General features: G+C 59.8%; 18 protein-coding genes. 9 read left to right on the top strand and 9 right to left on the bottom strand.

All coding sequences use genetic code 11. The annotated features are described in order from the left end of the window. Complete coding sequence (locus GGQ68_RS03685) at window positions 1-963, bottom strand: alpha/beta fold hydrolase (protein ID WP_183963065.1); 963 nt, start codon at window positions 961-963, stop codon at window positions 1-3. After that, window positions 963-1,253, bottom strand: coding sequence for an SCP2 sterol-binding domain-containing protein (locus tag GGQ68_RS03680; protein WP_183963064.1), 291 nt, complete (start codon window positions 1,251-1,253; stop codon window positions 963-965). Before GGQ68_RS03680 ends, GGQ68_RS03685 begins: the two co-directional genes overlap by 1 nt. A gap of 87 nt (window positions 1,254-1,340) precedes the next feature. On the opposite strand from GGQ68_RS03680, the gene GGQ68_RS03675 reads away from it, so the two are divergent. The 5 genes from GGQ68_RS03675 (at window position 1,341) to GGQ68_RS03655 (ending at window position 6,487) form a co-directional block, all read left to right on the top strand. Further along, a complete protein-coding gene (locus tag GGQ68_RS03675) occupies window positions 1,341-1,892 on the top strand; it encodes a tetratricopeptide repeat protein (protein ID WP_246429252.1) in 552 nt (183 codons plus the stop codon). Window positions 1,893-1,913: 21 nt separating this feature from the next. Next, window positions 1,914-4,889 carry a helicase-related protein gene (locus tag GGQ68_RS03670; protein ID WP_183963063.1) on the top strand — a complete coding sequence of 992 codons (2,976 nt, stop codon included), beginning with the start codon at window positions 1,914-1,916 and terminating at the stop codon, window positions 4,887-4,889. After that, entirely contained in the window at window positions 4,890-5,282 is a 393-nt protein-coding gene (locus GGQ68_RS03665; RefSeq protein ID WP_343055839.1) for an RNA-binding S4 domain-containing protein, read from the top strand. It abuts the gene before it with no gap. A gap of 54 nt (window positions 5,283-5,336) precedes the next feature. After that, a complete protein-coding gene (gene fdxA, locus GGQ68_RS03660) occupies window positions 5,337-5,675 on the top strand; it encodes a ferredoxin FdxA (protein WP_183963062.1) in 339 nt (112 codons plus the stop codon). 305 nt (window positions 5,676-5,980) lie between these two features. After that, window positions 5,981-6,487 carry a CarD family transcriptional regulator gene (locus GGQ68_RS03655; protein WP_183963061.1) on the top strand — a complete coding sequence of 169 codons (507 nt, stop codon included), beginning with the start codon at window positions 5,981-5,983 and terminating at the stop codon, window positions 6,485-6,487. A 535-nt stretch (window positions 6,488-7,022) separates the two neighbouring features. Here GGQ68_RS03655 and GGQ68_RS03650 read toward each other — a convergent pair. Both GGQ68_RS03650 and GGQ68_RS03645 read right to left on the bottom strand, forming a co-directional pair. Next, entirely contained in the window at window positions 7,023-8,921 is a 1,899-nt protein-coding gene (locus tag GGQ68_RS03650; RefSeq protein ID WP_183963060.1) for a cation:proton antiporter domain-containing protein, read from the bottom strand. Window positions 8,922-9,046: 125 nt separating this feature from the next. Then, window positions 9,047-9,979, bottom strand: a complete 933-nt coding sequence (locus GGQ68_RS03645; protein WP_183963059.1) for a DUF726 domain-containing protein — start codon at window positions 9,977-9,979, stop codon at window positions 9,047-9,049. A 246-nt stretch (window positions 9,980-10,225) separates the two neighbouring features. Here GGQ68_RS03645 and GGQ68_RS03640 point away from each other — a divergent pair, with 246 nt between their 5' ends. The 4 genes from GGQ68_RS03640 (at window position 10,226) to GGQ68_RS03625 (ending at window position 14,533) form a co-directional block, all read left to right on the top strand. Beyond that, window positions 10,226-11,410, top strand: a complete 1,185-nt coding sequence (locus GGQ68_RS03640) for an aminotransferase class V-fold PLP-dependent enzyme (protein ID WP_183963058.1) — start codon at window positions 10,226-10,228, stop codon at window positions 11,408-11,410. 118 nt (window positions 11,411-11,528) lie between these two features. Further along, the gene (gene folE2 / locus GGQ68_RS03635; RefSeq protein ID WP_183963057.1) at window positions 11,529-12,629 is read left to right on the top strand and encodes a GTP cyclohydrolase FolE2; all 1,101 of its coding nucleotides are present in this window, start codon (window positions 11,529-11,531) and stop codon (window positions 12,627-12,629) included. A 104-nt stretch (window positions 12,630-12,733) separates the two neighbouring features. After that, a complete protein-coding gene (locus tag GGQ68_RS03630) occupies window positions 12,734-13,015 on the top strand; it encodes a hypothetical protein (protein WP_343055838.1) in 282 nt (93 codons plus the stop codon). Between the two features lie 69 nt (window positions 13,016-13,084). Continuing rightward, window positions 13,085-14,533, top strand: a complete 1,449-nt coding sequence (locus tag GGQ68_RS03625; RefSeq protein WP_183963056.1) for a TrkH family potassium uptake protein — start codon at window positions 13,085-13,087, stop codon at window positions 14,531-14,533. A gap of 141 nt (window positions 14,534-14,674) precedes the next feature. Here the strand turns inward: GGQ68_RS03625 and GGQ68_RS03620 are convergent, their stop codons facing one another. The 5 genes from GGQ68_RS03620 to GGQ68_RS03600 form a co-directional block, all read right to left on the bottom strand. After that, a complete protein-coding gene (locus GGQ68_RS03620; RefSeq protein WP_183963055.1) occupies window positions 14,675-17,761 on the bottom strand; it encodes a valine--tRNA ligase in 3,087 nt (1,028 codons plus the stop codon). Window positions 17,762-18,547: 786 nt separating this feature from the next. Further along, entirely contained in the window at window positions 18,548-18,766 is a 219-nt protein-coding gene (locus GGQ68_RS03615; protein WP_183963054.1) for a DUF1127 domain-containing protein, read from the bottom strand. A 410-nt stretch (window positions 18,767-19,176) separates the two neighbouring features. After that, window positions 19,177-20,325: a DNA polymerase III subunit delta' gene (locus tag GGQ68_RS03610; protein ID WP_183963053.1), complete on the bottom strand. Its 1,149-nt coding sequence runs from the start codon at window positions 20,323-20,325 to the stop codon at window positions 19,177-19,179. Continuing rightward, window positions 20,318-20,950 carry a dTMP kinase gene (gene tmk / locus GGQ68_RS03605; protein WP_343055837.1) on the bottom strand — a complete coding sequence of 211 codons (633 nt, stop codon included), beginning with the start codon at window positions 20,948-20,950 and terminating at the stop codon, window positions 20,318-20,320. Before tmk ends, GGQ68_RS03610 begins: the two co-directional genes overlap by 8 nt. Continuing rightward, window positions 20,947-22,155, bottom strand: a complete 1,209-nt coding sequence (locus GGQ68_RS03600; protein WP_246429251.1) for a D-alanyl-D-alanine carboxypeptidase family protein — start codon at window positions 22,153-22,155, stop codon at window positions 20,947-20,949. Before GGQ68_RS03600 ends, tmk begins: the two co-directional genes overlap by 4 nt. Between the last annotated feature and the right edge of the window lie 153 nt (window positions 22,156-22,308).

The following is a 22,308-nucleotide window of genomic DNA, read 5'->3' as shown; positions in this document are numbered from 1 at the left end:
TCAGGCGGTCAGCGCCTGTGCCTCTCCTGCCGTGGCGAAGTGGTCGATCATGTCGGCGAACACGCGGTTACGGGTCGCGGGCACTTCCATCATGATCTCATGCTCGCCATCGGCCACCATTTCCAGCCGTCCGCTCGGCCATTCCGCCATTCGGGCGCGGATGCGATCGATATCAACGATGCGTTCATTGGTGCCTGTGTAGCATACGCACGGGACGTTCGGCGCGGGGCGACGGGACAGGAGACGCATCTCGGCCAGTGCTTCATGCAACCAATTGAGGGAAGGGCCGCCCAGTTGCAATTCGGGATGAGCGAGGACCTGGCGGCGCATGTACTCCCACGTCTCCGGGTCGCGGGTGAGGCTGTTGTCGTTGAAATCACTGCCAACGACATAACTGATTGCTCCGGTGCCGGGCGCAAACATATGGCCAAGACCCATCGACTTCGACATCCGCGCGATCGCCCAAGCCGCCGGACGCACGGGATTTGCAATGCGAATGCCCCACATCGGGCCGGTGAACACAGCGGAGGTCACGTCCAGTCCGTCCATCAGCGCCCGCAGACCAATGCAACCGCCCATCGAATGCGCAACCAGATGCTGCGTGCGCGGCAGGTCCAACACGTCGACCAGCGATGTCATGGCGGCGACGTCGCGCTGGTAGTCCTCGAACAGATCGACATGGCCCGTGCGTCGTTCGACCAACATCCGGTCTGCCAATCCCTGACCGCGCCAATCAATGGCGAGTGTGTGGTATCCGGCCTCGGCGAAGACCGCTGCGGCGCGGCCGTATTTCTCGACGTATTCCGTGCGGCCCGGAAAAAGCAGCACATTCCCCCGCGTCCCCTCGGACGGGTAGTGCGCAATGCGCAGCCTCAGCGAATCTGCGGCCTTGACCCACCAGGCGCGGGCGCCGGCAGGGCCTTCGGCGAGATCAGCAAAGAAAGGCGCGGGGGTCAGGTCCATCAGGCAAGGACTCCGGCAAGGCGCATCGCCGCGGACATGTCGCCGTCGATTGCAAGCTTGCCGCCCATGAAGGCAGCCGTCGGATTGAGGTCACCGGACAGGATCGCCTCGAATGTTTCCTGGTCGGCGGTCAATGTGACGTCGGTGTCCTCGTCGCCTTCACGCACGTCGTCACCCTCGATGATCACGCTGCCTTCGTCCTCGATGACGAATTTTGCGCTGCCCTCAAAGGACTCGCCAGCCATCTTGGACTTCAGGGCTGTCACGGCCGCGGTCACAACTTCGCTCATACGTCGCTCCTTCATTCTCTCAAAAACGTGCGCTGTTCATTCCGCGCACGGACGCTACACTCATGACAGGATATGAGCAGAGGTGACATGAATTTCAAAAGTATCGTCACGGCATTTCTCGCCACAGTCATGATATCCCTACCAATCGCAGGATTGGCACAGGATCGCCTCGATACGCTGATGTCGGAGCTGCAACAGGCGGAGGATGAAACCTCTGCGCTGCGGCTGGAGAATCAGATCATCACCGAATGGTCAAAGAGCGGTTCACCGGCGATGGACCTGCTCTTGAAGCGGGGGCGCGATGCCCTGGACGTGTCAGAGCTCGACGCGGCGACTGAACATTTTCGGGCGCTGACCGATCATGCGCCTGAATTTGCCGAAGGTTGGCACGGTCTCGCCCTTGCGTACTACCAGGAGGAGCGATTTGGACCTGCGCTGGATGCATTGGAGCGTGTGCTGGCCCTGAACCCGGAACATTTTGCAGCGCTTCGTGGTGTCGGGGCGATCCACGAACAATTGGGCAACGAGGTGCTTGCCTATGGGGCCTTTGAACAGGTACTGACCCTGCGACCGCACGACCCGGACGTCATCGACGCGCTGGAGCGGCTTGAAACCAAGGTAAAGGGCGTGACGCTGTAACGGCGGATCGCACAGGGGCGCATGTCAATGAGAGCGCGGGTCGCGGCTGTTCTAGGTCCGACCAATACGGGCAAGACCCATTATGCCATCGAACGGATGCTGGGCTATCGAACGGGTGTGATCGGCCTGCCGCTGCGCTTGCTGGCGCGCGAAGTCTACGACCGCATTGTTGCGGTGCGTGGTCCCTCCGTTGTGGCATTGGTCACAGGCGAAGAGCGGATCGTTCCGCCGCGGGCGCAGTACTGGGTCTGCACGGTCGAAGCGATGCCAGAGGGAATGGGCGCGGATTTCGTCGCGATAGATGAGATCCAGCTTTGTGCTGATCCGGAGCGCGGCCATGTCTTTACCGACCGGCTGCTGCGGATGCGCGGCACGCATGAGACGCTGTTTCTGGGGTCTGACACCATGCGCGGGCCGATCGCGCAGATTGTGCCGGGCGTCGAATATGTGCGCCGCGAGCGTATGTCCCAGCTGGTGTACACAGGGTCGAAGAAAATCAGCCGCCTGCAGCCGCGTACCGCGATTGTCGGATTTTCCATTGATAACGTCTACGCCATCGCCGAGCTGCTGAAGCGGCAAAAAGGAGGGGCGGCCGTTGTCATGGGGGCGCTTTCGCCGCGGACGCGCAACGCGCAGGTGGACCTCTATCAAAACGGTGAGGTGGATTACCTTGTCGCCACCGACGCCATTGGTATGGGGCTGAACCTCGACATCAATCACGTCGCGTTTTCCAGCATGATGAAGTTCGACGGACGCCGGATGCGGTCGCTGATGCCGAACGAGTTGGCTCAGATCGCCGGGCGCGCCGGGCGCGGAATGTCAGACGGCACGTTCGGGGTAACGGGGGAGGCGCCGCCGCTTGACGAGAACGTGGCTGATGCCATCTGCAATCACCAGTTCACACCGATCAAGAAACTGCAGTGGCGCTCGGCTGAGCTGAACTTTGGCTCCATCCAGGCGCTGGAGCGGTCGCTCGACGTGTCGCCGGCTCAGGATGTTTTGTCCAAGGCGCGCGAAGCCGACGACCTGCGGGCCTTGCGCGCCATGGCCGCGGAGGCGGAGGTTCAGGCCAGGGCCTCCTCTGTCGAAAGTGTGCGCCTTTTGTGGAGCGTGTGCAGGATTCCCGACTTTCGCGGCATTTCGCCGGCGGAGCATGCGGGCCTTCTGAGCACGATTTTCGGCCATTTGCACCAGTCCGGCGCAATTCCTGACGATTTCCTTGCACGTCAGGTCAAAAGAATTGATCGAACCGATGGCGACATTGATGCGTTGTCAAAACGGCTCGCCTATATTCGGACTTGGACCTATGTTGCGCAGCGCAAGGGATGGACCCGGGACGAAGAGCATTGGCGCGGGACGACTCGCGCTGTAGAAGACCGCCTGTCGGATGCATTGCATGACCGATTGACACAGAGATTTGTAGACCGGCGGACCAGCGTCCTGCTTCGCCGGTTGAAACAGAAGGAGGCCCTCTTGGCCGAAGTAAACGATTCTGGAGAAGTGACCGTCGAGGGTCATGTCGTGGGCAAGCTGGAAGGCTTCCGCTTCCGTCAAGACAAGGAAGCGCAGGGGCAGGAGGCAAAGACATTGCGTCAAGCCTCCACCCAGGCCCTGACGCCGCATTTTCATTTGCGCGCGGACCGCTTTTACAATGCCCCTGACACGGAGATCGATTTCACCGAGCAGGGTGGCCTCATGTGGGGCGATCAGGCTGTCGGGAAGCTGTCGAAAGGCGACGATCCGCTGAAGCCGCGCGTCGTGGCGTTCGTGGATGATGAAGCTGGTCCCGATGTGGCGCAGAAGGTAGAGCGTCGTCTGCAGCACTTCATGGACCGCAAGATTGCCGCACAGTTCGAGCCGCTGGTGAAGATGCGCGACGATGAGCTGTTGACCGGTTTGGCGCGCGGCTTTGCCTTCCGTCTGGTCGAGGGGATGGGCATCATCCCGCGCTCCGAGGTGGCCGATGAGGTGAAGGCCCTGGATCAGGACGCCCGTGGCGCGTTGCGCAAGCACGGCGTGCGGTTCGGTCAGTTCACCATCTTCATGCCCTTGCTGCTCAAGCCTGCTCCGACGCGTCTGCGTCTGGTGCTGTGGTCGCTGTCCAACGGTCTGGATGAATTCCCCGAAGCGCCGCCGCCCGGACTGGTGACCGTACCGAACATGGCCGAGGTGCCGAGCCAGCATTACACGCTGTCCGGCTACCGCAAGGCCGGTGCACGCGCGATCCGTATCGACATGCTGGAGCGTCTGGCAGACATGCTGCGTTCCGAGGACAGCCGCGGAGGCTTTGAAGCCAAAGCGGACATGCTCTCCATCACTGGTATGACGCTGGAGCAGTTCGCTGACCTCATGGAAGGCCTTGGCTATCGCGCCGAAAAAGGCGAACGCGCAAAGGTGAAAGCGGTCGACGCCGTTGTTCAGCCCGAGACAGGCGAGCAGGTCGAGGGGGATGCCACGGTCGCTTCTGAAGACACGCCTGTCATGGACGTCGCTTCGGAGACCGCGCCGACGCTGGAACCAGATGCGGCGGAAACACCGGCGCCCGCAGATATTGCAGAGCCAATCGCAGAGCTGGAAGATGCGGGCGAGGCGCCTATTTCGGCGGAGCCTGCCGAGACGATGGATGCGGAGTCCAACGAGAATGTCATTGCTGAAATTCCGGCTGAAGAAATTCTGCCCGGCACCGCGCCTGACGAAGGCGTGGCAGGCCCCGAGATGGAGGCTTTCTACACCTTCACCTGGGGTGGCAATCGCGGTGGAAACCGGGGCAATCAACGTCGCGGTGGTGCGAACAAGCCGCGTCGTGATGCTCAGGGAGAGGGCGGACGGGGCGGTAAGCCCGGCAGCAACGGTCCCAGAGGCAAAGGCGGTCCCAAAGGGAAGGGTGCCCCGAAAGGCGGTAAATCTGCCGAGGCACGCCCCCCGCGCAAGGACAAGCCGATTGATCCGGACAACCCCTTTGCTGCGGCTCTCATGGGGCTGAAAGGCAAGAAGTAAGTGACTGATTCGGCGGTGTCCTCCAAGATCCGCATCGACAAGTGGCTATGGCACGCGCGGTTTTTCAAGACCCGCAGCCTCGCTGCCAAGGTCGTGTCTGGAGGGCATTGCCGCGTCAACGGTCAGCACATTGCCAAACCCGCCTACGGCGTGGGGCCGGGGGATGTGCTGACCTTTTCACAAGGCCGCGATGTGCGGGTCATCAAGGTGATTGCACCTGGCGAACGCCGCGGTCCGGCGCCGGAAGCGCAGGCGCTCTACGAAGATCTTTCTCCGCCAAAGCCCCGTGACGGAACGGATGTTTCGCCAATCGTCCGTGACGAAGGCAATGCGCGTCCGACGAAGCGTGACAGGCGGAAACTCGATCTTGATCGCCGTAGGACGCTTGAATGATTCAGGGTGCTGCTTTAGCTAAGCCCTGACGCTCTAGACGGAAGTGATCTCACAATGACCTATGTCGTGACCGACAACTGCATCGGCTGCAAATACACCGATTGTGTTGAAGTGTGCCCCGTGGATTGTTTCTATGAGGGAGAAAACACCCTTGTGATTCATCCTGATGAGTGCATTGATTGTGGTGTCTGCGAACCCGAATGCCCTGCCGATGCCATCCGTCCGGACACCGAGCCGGAGATGGAGAAATGGGTGGAGTTCAATCGCAAGTACTCCGAGATGTGGCCTGTCATCGTCACCAAGAAGGACCCGCTGCCCGAAGCCGAAGAGCGTGATGGCGAGTCTGACAAACTGGAGAAGTACTTCTCCGAAGCGCCCGGCGAGGGCGGCTGACTTCGTGATTGATTCGCGCTGGAGCGGATCAAAGGTGCAGTGACGGCAGTTATCTACTTGACCGTATTGCATTTTCTCGAATGAGCAGGGCGCTATCCTAGGCCCGCTTTTTATGTTATATGTATTGTTTACATGATGACACGCTGCGCAGGGCGATCCGCCTTGTTGTCCAGAGACTGCAACCTTTGGGCCATAGCTTGAACACCGATGAACAGGGGCACGGTAACCTATGAGGTTTCCGCGTTTTTTCTTGTCCGTGGAGTAGAAGCGCGCAAAGGCGGTCGGTGCTGCGAGGAAAGACGTATATGACCAAAGCGAAGAAATCCGAATTCCGTCCCAATGACTATGTCGTGTATCCGGCGCATGGCGTCGGCCAGATTGTGTCCATCGAAGAGCAGGAGATCGCAGGCCTGAGCCTCGAGCTTTTCGTGATTTCGTTTGAAAAGGACAAGATGACCCTGCGGGTGCCCACCCACAAGGCAACGGAAATCGGTATGCGGTCGCTTAGCTCCCCCGACGTGGTGGATGAGGCGATGAAGACGTTGCGCGGTAAAGCCAAGGTGAAGCGCGCCATGTGGTCGCGCCGGGCGCAGGAGTATGAGCAGAAAATCAACTCCGGCGATTTGATCGCCATCGCGGAAGTCGTGCGCGACCTGCACCGTGCCGACGATCAGCGTGAACAGTCCTATTCGGAACGTCAGCTGTACGAGGCTGCGCTGGAACGCCTGACCCGCGAGATTGCGGCTGTCTCTGGCGACGAAGCAGCCGCCGCCAAGCAGGTTGACGATGTGCTCGGCCTGCGCGCAGCATAAATCTATTATTGATTTCAGACTGAACGGCTCCCTTGCGGGGGCCGTTTTCGTTTGTTCTTCTTGAGTTTGCAATATTTTGAAGACTTATCGACAGGCGCTTCTAAGCGCACGTCCATTTCGCATGGTGCAGTGAGTCGACAGCGTATAAGTCGCACGCAGGCTCAGGACGCTCAGCGGGCTCGCGCCCTATGAAGACATCTACCAGGTTTGGGTTTCAGAGACTGACAGACTATTATCGATCCGCTCCACCAAATCGCGGTCCGATACAGGTCGGCACGTCCGGTCCGCATAGAGGACGATCAGGTCCCATCGCGCCCGAGAAGGTCTCGCCGCTTAGCCCAGCTGCAAAGGCGGTTTGTAGGGGGGGGGGCAAGGTTCGGGATGGTTGCGCGTCTGGTGTGTCGGAAAGGTATATTTCCGGCAGATCGTGAACCGCAGGGCCTATCTCAGGCCGTGGGCAACCGCAAAGAGTGACGCCGATGGATCGGCGCCCGCAGAACAAATCCTCTTGCGCGGGCCGCGTGAGGATAACAGTTCAGGCCACGTCGTGTTTTCCCCGTGCTTCCAAGGCCGTGAAAAGCGCTGTTTCCAACTCTTTCTCAAGTTCGCGGGCGCGCGCGATATAGGCTTCGTTTTCCACAGCGGGGATCGCGGGGTTCCAAAGTTTGGCGAGATCACGCACCGTCTGCCGGTCGTGATGGTAAAATGTCTCTTCCGCGATGGCGGCTTCGTATTCACTCATGCCAATGTTTTCCAAGACATAACGTCCTGCGCGCAGGCTGGCATCGAACATTTCGCGCACGATGTCATCGGCCCCCGCCTGATACAGTGCATAAACGTGGTTTCGGTCGCGGGCACGGGCGACAATGTGCAGATCCGGTCGCACGCGGCGTGCATAGGCTACCAATTTGGTCGTCGACTTCGCATCGTCCAAGGCTGCCACCAGCACACGGGCGGACCCGAGCCCGGCTGCATGCAGCAACTCTGGTCGCGTTGGGTCGCCAAAGAAGCCCTTATACCCAAAGCGTCGCATCAATTGAATTGTCGGCATATCGTGATCCAGAACCACCGTCCGATAGCCGGAGCTTTGCACCAGGCGATTCACCACCTGACCAAAACGACCGATGCCCGCAATGATGACCGGCCCTTCTTCGTCGATCACGTCGGCTTGCGCTTGTTCCTGCTCCGTTTCGAGCCTTGCCCGGATGAAGTCGAACAGCAAAAACAGCAGTGGGGTGATCAGCATCGACAAGGCGACCACCAACAACATCCGGCTCGCCAGCATTTCTGGAAAAACGCTTTGTTGCAGGCCGAAGGAGACGAGGACAAAGCCGAACTCGCCCGCCTGTGCGAGCCCTAACGTGAACAGCCACAGGCCTCGCTTTCGCAGGCCAAAGGCGCGCCCTATGAAGTACAACACCAAGCCCTTGATCAGGATCACGGCCAGCGCAAGTCCCACCATGAGGACGGGTTCTGCCATCAGGCGCTCTACGTCGATGCCCGCGCCCACAGTGATGAAGAACAACCCAAGCAGCAGCCCTTTGAACGGCGCAATGTCAGATTCCAGTTCATGCCGGAATTCCGAGTTGGCCAGAACCACGCCCGCGAGAAAGGTCCCGAGAGCGGGGGAGAGACCGACCAGCGTCATGAGGAACGCGATGCCGATGACGATCAGCAGCGCCACGGCGGTGAACATTTCCGGCAGGCGCGCGGTGTGGATGAACCGGAAAAGCGGCCGCGCGCCGTAGATCCCGGCGAGAATGATCGCTGCGACGATGCCGAGCGTCACGCCTGCTGCCTGCCAGCCTTCCAGCCCATCGACCAGTGACATACTGGCGTGGCCGTCTTCTGCAGCACCGTTGGTCATTGCTCCGTTGTCAACGGCACGACGGATCGACCCGTCCGGGCCAACGGAGACCTTGGCCACCACGGCGAGCAAAGGCATGGCGATCAGCATCGGAATGACGGCAATGTCTTGCGTCAGCAGGACGGAAAAGATCGAGCGACCGCCATTGGTCTGCATCAATCCCTTTTCCGACAGCGTTTGAAGCACGATTGCGGTCGATGACAGTGCGATCGTCATGCCCACAGCCAAGGACGTTTGCCACGGATAGCCCAAGGTCATGGCGCCCACCATGATCGCCAGCGTCGTCAGCAGAATTTGCAGACCACCCAGGCCGATCAGCCTGTGGCGCATATCCCAAAGCGCACGGGGCTCCAGTTCCAGACCGATGAGAAAGAGCATCAGGACCACGCCGAACTCAGCGAAATGACGAAGATCTTCGGTATGCGCTACGAGGCCAAGGCCGGGTCCAATAATCAGACCGGCGAGCAGGTACCCAAGTACCGATCCCAGCCCAAACCGCGTGGCTATGGGCACAGCAATGACGGCAGCTGCAAGGAAAACGGTGGCCTGAAGTAAAAAGTCGTCCAATGTAAATCGCGCTCCGGTAGGTGTCCCGGCATGATGCAGTCAGCGAGACGGGAAACGCAACATTCGGAAACAGTCACCTCGCAAGATAGCGCTTTTTGTATGAAAGCTCGTGTTGCCAGGTGAACTTAATGAGCGGTGAGGATAACCGGATGTGCCGACCTTGGTCGGGGGAACAATCTAGACCACCGAGGCGCGTGTGTATCTGGCAACGTCGCGCGCAACTGGACCAGAGGCATTTGGCCCGACAGGAAAGCGCGATACAACGGAAAGACGCCGGCCCGCAGATAGGGGGACCAATGGCAGATGCGACGCTCTGCCGGGGCGATGCGAAAGCCGGCGCGCCGCAGGGCCTGCAGACTGTTCGCGTCGTCTAGCTGAAGCGTGACCATATTTGGTATGGATAGTGAACCTCCCGCCGCATGGCCGAGCATCTTGGATCTTTTTCCAGGGGCCGTGATCAAGTGCTCCAACATGAAATCGAACACATCGTTTTCTCGGCTGGTGACGTTCAGCACCTGTGTGTGCAGGCCGGCAGGAGAGGTGAGACAGATCTTCGCCGTCTCTTCGAATTCCGCCCCGGCCAACAAAATCACGCGGCGTAGGGTTTCTGGATCGCTGTCACGGATCGCGCGGAGGATGACGCGGGCCCCCATTGAATGGCCGATGGCGTGAATGGGCCGTTCAGGCGCCAGCGTTCGAATATCCGACAAAAACGTGGCCAAGGCGCGGCCAGCAAGGTCGGCCTGCTCGAAAGCTTGCCAAACCGTGCCGCGTGCTGGCCATCCAAACGATATCCCAAGACCTTCGCCCGCTTGACCGCGCAACCCAAGGTGACGGGGCCAGCCGACAATGCGCCTGGTCGTTCTGGGCTCGCGGGCAAATAAGGTCTCGTGCGGGCAGTTTCCTGCACGACCGGGCTGATATCTGAACCCGTGGACCATTACGGTGATTGGCCCTGCATCCTCAGCCAGTGCATCACGCAGTGCGCTTAACAAAGGCGCGGAGGAGCCATGCAAGGCGGCGGAGCCCTCGGTGACGGTGATGCGAAGAAGCGGCATGGCAGCGATCCACGAGACATTGACAAAAGCCTGTAGCGATAGCCTGCAAAAGCCGGATGAAAGAGCGGTGACAGCGCTGTGACAGGCTTGAAATGAATTCTTAATGGCTCTATGGCAGCGACGTGGCGCTTTGTTACCGGATTGTGGGCCACGGACGCGACAGCCGTCCAAAAACCGCTAAAGAGGTCAGACGAAAGCCCCTTTCGCTTGGCCGAAATGGGGCTTTTTTGTTCGAAGGACAACAAGATGACAGAGAAGACACGCGGCAAGCGAACAACGCTGGTTCACGGTGGCACACGCCGTTCGCAATATGGCGAAGTCAGCGAGGCCATGTTCCTGACGCAAGGGTTTGTGTACGACACTGCCGAAGCTGCCGAAGAGCGTTTCGTGCAGGCTGGACCGGATGAGTTCATTTACGCCCGTTATGGCAACCCGACCGTGCGCATGTTCGAGGATCGCATGGCGGCGATCACAGGCTACGAAGATGCATTTGCCACGGCGTCCGGGATGGCTGCGGTCAATGGCGCCCTGATGGCTCTGTCCAAGACGGGCGACCATGTGGTGGCGTCACGCGCCTTGTTCGGATCCTGCCTTTATGTGCTGGAGAGCGTTCTGGCGCGGTTTGGCGTGGAAATCACGCTTGTCGATGGCACGGATAACGCAGCTTGGGACGCGGCGATCCGTGATGATACGACGTTGGTCTTCCTCGAGGCGATCTCCAATCCGACGCTTGAGGTGATCGACCTGCGACACGTGGTGGAGGTGTCTCATAAGGTTGGCGCAAAGGTGATCGTGGATGACGCGATGGCGACGCCCATCTATTCCTACGCCGCAGAGTGTGGCGCCGATATCTGCGTTATTTCAACGACCAAGCACGTGGACGGGCAGGGGCGTATGTTGGGCGGAGTGGTGTGTGGCGATCGGGAGACCATTCGTGGTCCGATCGAAACCTACCTGAAACACACGGGCGCGGCCTTGAACCCATTCTCTGCCTGGGTGCACCTCAAGTCGCTCGACACGCTCGATCTGCGCGTGCGTGCACAGGCTGGTTGTGCCTTGCAAATCGCACAAGCGCTGGAGACGCATTCCAAACTGGCCCGTGTCAGCTATCCGGGTCTTGCCAGCCATCCGCAACACGAGGTTGCCATGTCTCAGGCCGAATCTGGCGGCACGGTCGTTGCCTTCGAGATTGACGGTGGAAAGGAGGCATGTTTCCGTTTCCTGAATGCGTTGGAAATTTTCACCATTTCCAACAATTTTGCAGATTCGAAATCCATCGTGACGCATCCTGCAACCACCACGCACCAGCGCCTGCCGCAGGCGCAAAAGGATATACTTGGCATCTCCATGGGACTGGTGCGTCTGTCTGTGGGTCTTGAGGACCCTGACGACCTTCTTGCGGACCTGATGCAGGCGCTTGAGGCTGTCTGACGTCGGAAAAGAGTGATCCGGGGGGCGTCGCAGTGCGTAGACTATAGCAAAGTTGGAAATCAACGCTGCACTACCTACGTTATGCAGCAAGACCGTTGGCTGAGGGGGCCCCCCTGACATGAACATGCATTCGCCTGAAATCGACCGCAAACCAAGCCGTGAAGACGCAGAAGCCGCATTGGCGCTGCTCAAGCGCTGGGCTGGCGGCGCGCATGATGCGGAGATCGAGCAGCTTGATCCGGCACTGGTCCGCTTCGCCACTGATGCGACGCCCGACGCCTATCCCGTGCTGTCCCGTCAGTACCCTGAAGAGTTCGAAGTCGACCCAGCCTACAAAGCCCGGATGCCTGACCTGCAGAATGGTCCTTCGTCACTCATTCGCGGCGAAAACCGCATGATTCAGCACGTGGGCATCTCGAATTTCCGGCTTCCGCTGCGCTACCGCACCCGTGACAACGGCGATTTGTGCTTGGAGAGCAGCGTTACAGGCACTGTCAGCCTTGATGCGGACAAGAAGGGCATAAACATGAGCCGTATCATGCGGTCCTTCTACGTCCACGCGGAGAAAACTTTCAGCTTCGAAGTGATTGAAGCGGCTCTGGACGACTACAAAAACGACCTTGAAAGCTTCGATGCGCGGATCAACATGGCTTTCCGGTTTCCCTTGAAGGTCGAAAGCCTGAGATCCGGTTTGGTGGGCTACCAATATTACGACATCGCTCTGGAGTTGGTGGACAAGGGGGAGGAGCGGGTCAAGATCATGCATCTTGATTACGTCTATTCTTCTACGTGCCCGTGTTCGCTCGAACTGTCGGAGCACGCTCGCCGCGAACGCGGTCAACTGGCAACGCCACACTCGCAGCGCTCTGTCGCGCGGGTATCGGTGGAGGTCCGGGAAGGCGATTGCCTGTGGTTCGAAGACCTTATCGAAATGTGCCGCCGTGCGGTTCCGACGGAAACACAGGTAATGGTGAAACGTGAGGACGAACAAGCGTTCGCTGAGTTGAACGCCGCCAACCCGATATTTGTCGAGGACGCGGCGCGGCTTTTTGCCGAACAACTTCAGCAGGATACTCGGGTCAGCGACTTCCGGGTCGTGGCCAGTCACCAGGAAAGCCTGCACAGTCACGATGCGGTGTCCGTGCTGAACGAAGGCACACGCTTCGCTCAGGACAGCCTTGATCCCCGTCTGTTTGCGAGCCTTTTCCACGTTGGATGAGTGCTGACGAGCAGTGCGCTTGCCTGCGCTCTGCTCGTTTGTGCGCCATATGGCCCGCGTTTTGCTGATAAACGCGATGGATTAACTGTTTCGCAATGTCATCCGTGGCAGCCTATGACGCGATGGGAGGAAACCCAAACGCAAAAGAGGTTTCCGAAATGCCGAGTGACAACGTGAAAATCACAATGGGCCATGCGCAGCTTGGGGCTCGCATTGACCTTTTTTTCGTGGAGCAGGGGTTGGGCTTTAATCCCTATAGCCTGAGGCGGGCGAGACTACGCCACATCATCGAGTTGGAGGTTCGCTCAGATGGTGAATTGGCCGAGCTTGGCCTTACCCGAGATGGCATTCTTCCATTTGTCTTCCGTGACCTTCTGGCAGCCTGAGAGCAAGACGATAGGTCAGATGCGCGTGGATGCTTGACAGCATCGAACATGCGCCCCAAGGCTCTGCGCATGTTTGATATTCGTCCCGTCGCCTATGTCATTGGCCTCCTGGTCACGGCTCTGGGGGTTTGCATGTTGCTGCCGATGCTGGTGGACCTCGCAGAGGGACGCGGCGAATGGCATGTCTTTCTGGAAAGCAGTCTTCTTACCATCCTGACCGGCGGAATGATCGCGCTGGCCTGTGCCAATCGCGTCCAGGAAGGCCTGTCGATCCAGCAGACTTTCCTTTTGACCACCGGGGTTTGGGTGGCGCTGCCCGTCTTTGGCGCATTGCCTTTCGTTCTGGGCGAAACCAACGCCAGCTACACTGACGCATTTTTCGAAGCCATGTCCGGCATGACGACCACCGGATCGACGGTGTTCTCCGGTCTCGACACTTTGCCGAAAGGTTTGCTGTTGTGGCGGGGTTTGCTGCAATGGCTGGGTGGGGTCGGCATCATTGTGGTTGCCATGGTTTTCCTTCCCGAACTCAAAGTCGGGGGGATGCAGATTTTCCGGTCGGAAGCCTTCGAGACGATGGGTAAAATTTTGCCCCGCGCGACGCAGATCTCCTCGTCGATCTCCACGATCTACATCTCGCTCACACTGGCCTGTACTGTGTGCTATATCTTCACCGGCATGGGTGCCTTTGACGCGACGGTGCACGCGATGACGACGGTCTCGACCGGTGGCTTCGCGAATTACGATGCCTCCTTTGGCGCATTTTCCGGGTCAGCGGAGTATGTGGCATCGGTCTTTATGGTTCTCGCGGCGCTGCCCTTTGTCCGTTACGTCCAGATGCTCAACGGGTCGCAAACAGCCCTGTTTCGCGACAGTCAGGTACGGGCATTTCTTGGCACGATCTTTTTTCTGGTTGCTGTGACGGCGGTCACCCTGATGTGGATATTCCCGCATCACCCGGAGCAAGCGTTCCGCGAAGGATTGTTCAACATCACTTCCATCATTTCAGGCACCGGATACGCCAGCGTTGACTACATGGCGTGGGGGCCGTTCCTGATCGCGTTGTTCTTCTTCATCGGTCTGATCGGGGGCTGCGCGGGTTCAACGGCTTGTTCGGTAAAGATATTCCGCTACCAACTGCTTTTCGCGTCCATCAAAGTGCAGCTGCGCCGCATCCGTTCGCCAAATGGTGTCTTTGTCCCGCGCTACGACGGTCGGCCGGTCGGTCACGACGTCTTAAGCTCGGTCATGAGCTTCTTCGTGTTCTTTGTGGTCTCCCTGGGTTTGCTGTCCGTCGTGTTGGGCATGATGGGGCTGGATTTCATCACTTCCGTATCGGCCGCAGCAACGGCACTGGGCAACATCGGGCCGGGCCTGGGTGATCAAATCGGGCCGGCGGGCAATTTCGCGGGTCTCTCGGACGGGGCAAAGTGGGTTTTGAGCTTTGCAATGCTCTTGGGGCGGTTGGAATTGCTGGCGGTCTATGCGCTGTTCACCGTACGGTTCTGGCGCGGCTAAACTATCCACTCAACCAAACGAAAAAAGCCGGTGACGCACATCACCGGCTTTCTTGTTGCTTGATTACAATGTGGGTCTCGCTTCGGGGCGAGGTTCCCACTGTGGGCGGGTAGCGCCACGGGCGCGACCCAGAGAGTCGGCTCAGCCGATTTCTGCCAGTCGTGCGAGAGCTGCTTTGATCTTGGCCTCGTCGCTTTCCCGCTCGGCGAGATTGGCGCGCGCTTCGGCGACGACCTCATCCGGGGCGGAGGCGGCAAATTTCGGATTGTTCAGACGTCCACGCAGGCCACCCAATTCCTTTGCCAACTTGCCGAGCGTCTTTTCAAGGCGCGCCTTTTCCTCGGCCACGTCAATGATGTCCGCCAATGGCAGGCCAAAGGTCGCGTCGCCGACGGGGATGGTGACGCAACCTTTGGGGAAGGCGTCAACTTCGGTCAGGCCGTCGATGCGGGCGAGACGTTTGATGAGCACTTCGTTGCGGTCCCATGCGCCGCGCTCCTCGGCGCCAAGGCCGGTGACCAACATCGGCACATAGAGGCCCGCAGGCACATGCATCTGCGCCCGGGCAGAGCGGACGCCCTCAATCAGACCGATGACCCAGGACATCTCCTTGTCTGCCGCGGGATCCGCCACAGATGCGCCGTAGGTCGGCCAGGCGGCATGCACCAACAGGCTTTCACGTGTGCCAAGCGTGCCCCAGAGCTCTTCGGTGATGAAAGGCATGATGGGGTGCAGCATGATCAGGCACTGGTCCAGCACCCAGCCCATGGTGCGACGGGTTTCGCCGACAACGCCATCATCCTCGGAGCCAAACAGCGGCTTGGAGAATTCGACGTACCAATCACAGACCTTGCCCCAGACAAATGCGTAGAGCGCGTTCGCCGCATCGTTAAAACGATACTCCTGCAACGCAAGATCGACGGTTTCGCGCACGCGGGCGGTTTCTCCGATGATCCACTTGTTGACGGTCTGTTGCGCCGGCACGACCCACGCGCCGTCGTTGGCGGTCTCATGATGGGTGAAGACCTCGTTCATCTCGGCGAAGCGGCACGCATTCCAAAGCTTTGTGCCAAAGTTCCGATAGCCCGCGATACGGTCCACCGACATCTTCAGCACGCCACCGATGGACGCCATGGAGGCATTGGTAAAGCGCAGCGCGTCGGCCCCGTATTCATCCACGATCTCCAGCGGGTCGATGACGTTGCCGGTGGTTTTGGACATCTTCTTGCCCTTCTCGTCACGGACGAGCTGGTGAAGATAGACGGTGTGGAAGGGGACTTCGTCGGTGACGGCCAATTGCATCATGATCATGCGGGCGACCCAGAAGAACAGGATGTCCTGACCGGTGACGAGCACGTCTGTCGGGAAATACTTCTTCATTTCCGCCGTGTCCTCTGGCCAGCCAAGCGTGCCGATCGGCCAGAGGCCGGAGGAGAACCATGTGTCCAACACGTCGGGGTCGCGGAACATGGGCAGCTGCATCGGGGCGTCAAAGGACCGTATCGCCCCTTCGTCGCCCACGTTCATGGCGTCACGGACAGCTGACAGGACCTCTCCCGCCTCGGCCATATCGGCAACGATGCGGAATTCGGTGCCTTCGGCGGACATCATGCGCGCCTTTTCGAGCGCCTCTTCCTCGGTTGCCGCGCAGATCGGATACCAGTCTTCCTCGCCCGGAATGTACCAGACGGGGATCTGGTGGCCCCACCAAAGCTGGCGCGAGATGCACCAGGGTTCGATGTTTTCAAGCCAATGGTAGTAGGTCTTTTCACCTGATTCCGGCATGATCTTGATGCGTCCATCGCGCACGGCGTCCAGGGCGGGGCCGGAGATCTTCTCGGCCTCGACAAACCACTGGTCGGTCAGCATCGGTTCGATCACGACCTTGGACCGGTCACCGAAGGGCTGCATGATCGGCTTTGCCTCGACCAGCGGGACGAGTTCTTCGCTGCGGTCTTCACCACCTTCTTCTGGCGCGAGCGGCTTTTTGACAGCCTTGCCCAGACGCGGGTCGGTGGCAACGGTCATCACGGCAAGGCCATCTTCGGTAATCTCCGCGACGACCTGTTCGCGCGCCTCGAAGCGGTCCAGGCCGCGCAGGTGATCGGGCACGAGGTTGATCAGATCGGTCTCGGCCTCGGTCAGCTTGCGATTGCCTTGCGCGACCTCCATGGCAATCTTGGCGGCCTCTGCATAGGGCGCGCCGTCATCGCGCATCCGGCCGGAGCGATCCATGAGGCGGTAGAGCGGAATGTCGCCGCGCTTGGCCACCTGATAGTCGTTGAAGTCATGCGCGCCGGTGATCTTCACCGCACCGGAGCCAAAGTTCGCGTCCGGATATTCGTCGGTGATGATCGGGATCAGGCGGCGGTGCTCTTTCGGGCCGACCGGGATTTCACAGAGCTTGCCAACGATGGAGGCATAACGTGTGTCGTCTGGATGCACCGCTACCGCGCCGTCGCCCAGCATTGTCTCAGGTCGGGTGGTGGCGATGGAGATATAGTCGCGCACTTCGGAGAAGGTGACGTTGCCGTCTTCGTCCTTTTCCTCGTAGGTGTAGGTCACGCCATCGGCCAGAGGGTATTTGAAGTGCCACATGTGACCGGCGACTTCGACGTTCTCCACCTCCAGATCGGAGATGGCGGTTTCGAAATGCGGGTCCCAGTTCACAAGGCGTTTTCCGCGATAGATCAGGCCCTTGTCGTACATATCGACAAAGACCTTGATCACCGCATCGTGAAAGTTGCCCTGACTGTCGGCCTCTGGCGCGCCCGGCGCACCGGACATGGTAAAGGCATTGCGCTCCCAGTCGCAGGAACTGCCCAAGCGGTGCATCTGCTGGATGATTGTATCGCCGTATTGCGCTTTCCAATCCCAGACATGGCCCAGGAAGTCCTGGCGGGTCATGTCGGTGCGGCGCAGATTCTGCTCCGCCTTCAGCTTCTTTTCGACCTGAAGCTGGGTGGCGATGCCTGCGTGATCCTGGCCGGGCTGCCACAGCGTGTCAAAGCCGCGCATCCGGTGCCAACGAACAAGAATGTCCATCAGTGTGTGGTTGAAGGCATGGCCCACATGCAGCGCGCCGGTCACGTTCGGCGGCGGCAGCATGATCGTGAAGCTCTCGTCACGGGACTTGTTGGCCCCGGCGCGGAAAGCCCCGCTGTCGATCCATTTGGCGGACAGGCGCGGTTCAGCTTCGGCGGCGTTGAATGTCTTTTCCAAAGGCATGGCTTGGACCCCTCGTTCTTTGCCTGCTGTGTTACCTGTTGGGCGGACAAAGGGGAAGGGCGGGCAGCTGGTCGCGCGGACCTGTTTGCTGCGCAAAAGCGGCCCGCCCACCCAAGGCGATCCCTAAGTGGCCAATTCAAGCATGTGCAGGAATGGAAAAAGCCCGCGATGACGGTTTCATCGCGGGCCGAGTATACGAGCGCCCCAGGGAGGAGGGTAGGGGCCCCGAACCAAATCTGTGGTGCGACGGTGCCAGGGAGGAGGAGGGGCACCGTCGCTGATGTCGGAAACCCCAGGGAGGAGGAGAGGGGTCCGGCATGTCTTGGCCACCAAATCCCCGTGGAAGAGGAGGCCGGTTGTAAGCGCGACGGTGCCAGGGAGGAGGAGAGGCACCGTCGCTCGTGTCGGAAACCCCAGGGAGGAGGAGAGGGGTCCGGCATGTTGTGGCGTCCAAGCCCTTGAGGGCGAGGTTGCCTGAAAAGCGCGCGACGACACCAGGGAGGAGGAGAGGTGCCGCCGCTTATGTCGAGGCCCCAGGGAGGAGGAGAGGGGCTCGGCATGGCTGGGTCGCAGACCAAAGGAATGAAACCCGTTATCTGGATGCGACGGTGCCAGGGAGGAGGAGAGGCACCGTCGCTGATGTCGGAAACCCCAGGGAGGAGGAGAGGGGTCCGGCATGTCTTGGCCCATTTGGACCGGTGTTAGTATGGCGACGCATCCAGGGAGGAGGAGAAGATGCGCCGCCGTAGACGGTAGGGGCAGGGAGGAGGAGAGCCCCAGTCCGTATTAGATTTCCTTTGACGCCTGAAGTGCGACGCGGCGAATTTCGGCGCGTACCAACCCAAGGTCGGCCAGATCACGGTTCGACATCGCATACAGTTCGCGGAAGGTCTGGTTGAACACCTTGCGACGTGCGACGTGCGCTTTGAATGCTGCAATCAGACCTGCAAAACCGGCGACTTCCGTGCCGTGTGCCTGTGTCTTGAACTCTGTTGTATCTGCCATTGTTCCGTGCCTCGTTGGCGAAAATCTTGCGACTGCTTGTGTCGCTGTTGAACTCAAGATGGAGGAAATGCTGCGCTTGCACAATGCCTGCATCGTCATTGCTGCCATGCAGAAAGTGCATACTCGGAGCGGGCAAATTTTCTAAAAGTGGCGCGCAAAATAGCATTTTATGGTGTTAAAGTGTATTTCACCTAGGGTAAGGTGCAACCTGAGCGGTATTGCGACGGATTTTTGGGATGCCCAGTTCCGAGAAATGACGAATCAATATTGTCGCGCGTAAAAAATATTCTTGCAGCGATTCATGTTGTGGCTTTGTGCGCGTAGGCCAATTTCTCACGCCAAATGGGGAAAAAAAGACGGGGCGCAGCAGTCGCCTGCGAGGTGGGACGGCAGGAGGACGGTGCGATGCGTCAGGCCGCGACTTGCAAGTGCAGGAACAGGTCGTTGACCAGAAGTGTGGGATCAACGTTCACGCCAATGGCGTGACGCGCGCGGTCGCCCGCATCCTGGATGGCTTGTGCCCAGGCACGCCCACGCGCAGGATCCGGAGACAGGCGGGTGAGCACCTTGCCTTCACCCGGCACAATTTCCGGCGGAGGTGTGCCGGTCACGCCTGTCCGCGCCAGTCGCGCCGCGATACGATCCGTCAGCGTCAGCAGAAGGGCAAGTCGATCTTCACGCCCCTTGCCCGCGCAACTTTCGGCCAGCGACAATGCGGCACTTCGGTCAAGCTGTGGCAGAGTGCCGAGCACAGACAGAATTTGGCGGTAGAGCTCCAGCCCGTCCAGCCTATGCAGACGGATCGCCGTCCCGACAGACCCTTCGGACAGAATATTGAGGGCTTCTGTGTCCCCGGGTGGAAGGTCGACGCCGGCCTGCGACAATGCGGCCAGCATGTCGCCGTGGCCCAAGGGGGAAAGGCGCAAGGTCCGGCACCGGCTCTTGATCGTGGGCAGCAGGCGCGCCGGTTGGTGACAGATCATCAAGATAGTTGAGCGCGCGGGCGGCTCCTCCAGCATTTTCAGCAGGGCATTTGCCGCCTGAGCGTTCATTTCGTCCGCGGCGTCCACGATCACAACCCGCCGACCGCCATCTGCCGACGACATGGAAAAGAAGTGCGACATCTTGCGCACCTCATCCACCCGGATCAGGGCGGAGAACTTGCCATCCTCGAAGTTCTTCTTCTGCTCGCTTTCCCCGGTGCCACTGCCACCGCGGCGCAGGAGAAACAGCCCCGGCTCCGAGCGCGCGACCAATCGGCGGGAAACAGGGTGCTCGGGATCAATCTCAAGCGACGTGGCGGGCGGCGGCGCGCCGAACAGGCCATCATCGTCTATTGGCGGCGTCGCCAGCAAAAAGCGCGCGATGCGCCACGCCATCGTAGCCTTGCCGACACCGCGCGGACCGGTCATCAGCCAAGCGTGATGGAGGCGGTCCGCATTAAATGCAGTCAAAAAGTCTGCCTCGGCCTGCGGCTGGCCAAAGATCTTCGGCGTTTCGCGCGGATGCGGGGCACCATCAACGCGATCTGGCTCGGGAGCGGGCTGAATGTCAGCCACTGGCCGTGTCCATCAGGGCTGATGCGACAATGGCGTAAACATCCTGGGCGACAATTTCCGGCTGCCGATTGCCGTCGATTACGTGGATCCGTTCGGAAAATTCCTCCGACAATGCAAGAAAATCCTGTCTCATCTGCTGTTGAAGCTCAAGTCCGAAGTCCTCGAACCGTTCTTCCATCGTGGCGCGGGATTTGGCACGCGCCAAGGCGGCTTTCGGGTCCATGTCAATCAAGAGTGTGAGGTCTGGCTCTCGCCCGATAATCAGGTCGTGCAATGTGTCGACAGTCTGTCGCAGGCCTTGGCGCCCCTGATACATGCGCGTGGAATCGGCGAAACGGTCGCAGATTACGACACGCTGATCGGCCAAGGCCGGACGGATCGTCCGTTCAAGGTGGTCTCGGCGCGCAGCAGTGAACAATAGCAATTCCGTCTCGGGCGACCAGCGATCCGGGTCCCCCTGCAGAACCAAGGCGCGGATTTCCTCGGCCCCGGCAGAGCCGCCGGGTTCACGGGTCAAAAGAGGGGATCTGCCATCTGCGGTCAGGCGCTCCGCCAGCAGTCGAGCCTGCGTGGACTTGCCGGAGCCGTCGATGCCCTCGAAGGACAGAAACAGCCCCTTGCTCACGAGGCGTCCTGAGTTTCGACCTGCGCCTGTGCTTCGCCGCGCGGCTGATCGGCGATGCGTTTGAACAAGGCCTGGCTCACCGTCATCATGCGATCAACAAAACCACCGGCGGCCACGTCCTTCCCGGCAAACAGCGGGACGCGTGTCTCAGGTAGGCCTTCGGGTTGGATGATCAGTTCGGCAAGGCGCTGGCCCTTCTGAACGGGCGCTTCAATCGGACCTGTATAGACAACTTCGGCATGAACGCCGCCAACGGTCATGGTCGGCAGTAAAAGTGTAATGTCTTTTTCCGCCACAAGATCAACACTGTCTTCGGCCCCTAGCCAAAGTTCAGCCTGGGTGACCGGCATCCCTTCGGTGACGATGGTCTGTTCCGCGAATTGCCGGAAAGCCCAGTTCACGATGGCCTCTGACTGCTCGGCGCGGTCAGCCGCGTTGTCGAGGCCGGTCATTGCAAAGATGATGCGGCGATTGTTATCCTTGGCGGACCCGACGAGGCCGTACCCGGCCTCCTGAGTGTGACCCGTTTTCAGCCCATCGGCGCCGATATCAAGTGACAACAGCGGGTTTCGGTTCGACGTGTTCGACGGTGCGCGTCCGTCAAAGGCGAATTTCTTTTCCGAGAACATCGGATAGAAATCCGGGAAGTCCTTGATGATATGTGTCGCCAGCAAGCTGAGGTCACGCATGGACATGACGTGACCCTCGGCAGGCCAGCCGGACGCGTTCTTGAATTTCGAATTGGTCATGCCGAGCTGCTGCGCCCGCTGCGTCATAAGTCGGGCGAACCCTTGTTCCGTGCCGTCGGGGGACAGAGCTTCTGCCAAAACCGCGCAGGCATCATTGCCGGACAGGACGATGACACCGCGCAGAAGATCCTCGACCTTAACCCTGTCCTGCGTGTTCAGGAACATGGTGGAGCCCGTATAGGACATTGCATGCTGCGAGACTGGAAGCCGCTCTTCCAAAGACAACTGCCCCTCGCGGATCGCTTCGAAGGCGATATAAAGCGTCATCAGTTTTGACATGGAAGCCGGGGGCAGGGCCTCGTCGGCGTTCTTGTTCAGCAAAACAGTGCCGGTGGTCACATCTACAACAAACGCCGCACGAGCCTTGGTGTCAAAAGCGTGCGCCCCAGTCGCCATCAGCGCAAACAGCGCGGCTGAAGCGAAAAGCTGTCGGGTCCTGTGCATGGTGCGGGTCATTGGCGGGCCTCTGGTCCATGATCGAATCTGCTACGCGCCAGTTATCGCGCATGTCTGGTCGGGTGTCACCCGCTTCAGGCGGGAGATCGCCTGAGCCACGCAGACGTGAGCGCTATATGGTTCTACGCTCGAAACCGCGCCTATACGGCCACA

The organism is Sagittula marina (assembly GCF_014196795.1).
GTDB classification, from domain to species: Bacteria; Pseudomonadota; Alphaproteobacteria; order Rhodobacterales; family Rhodobacteraceae; genus Sagittula; species Sagittula marina.
Note: the sequence above shows the minus strand (reverse complement) of the source record. Positions and strands in the feature narration are given on the sequence as shown.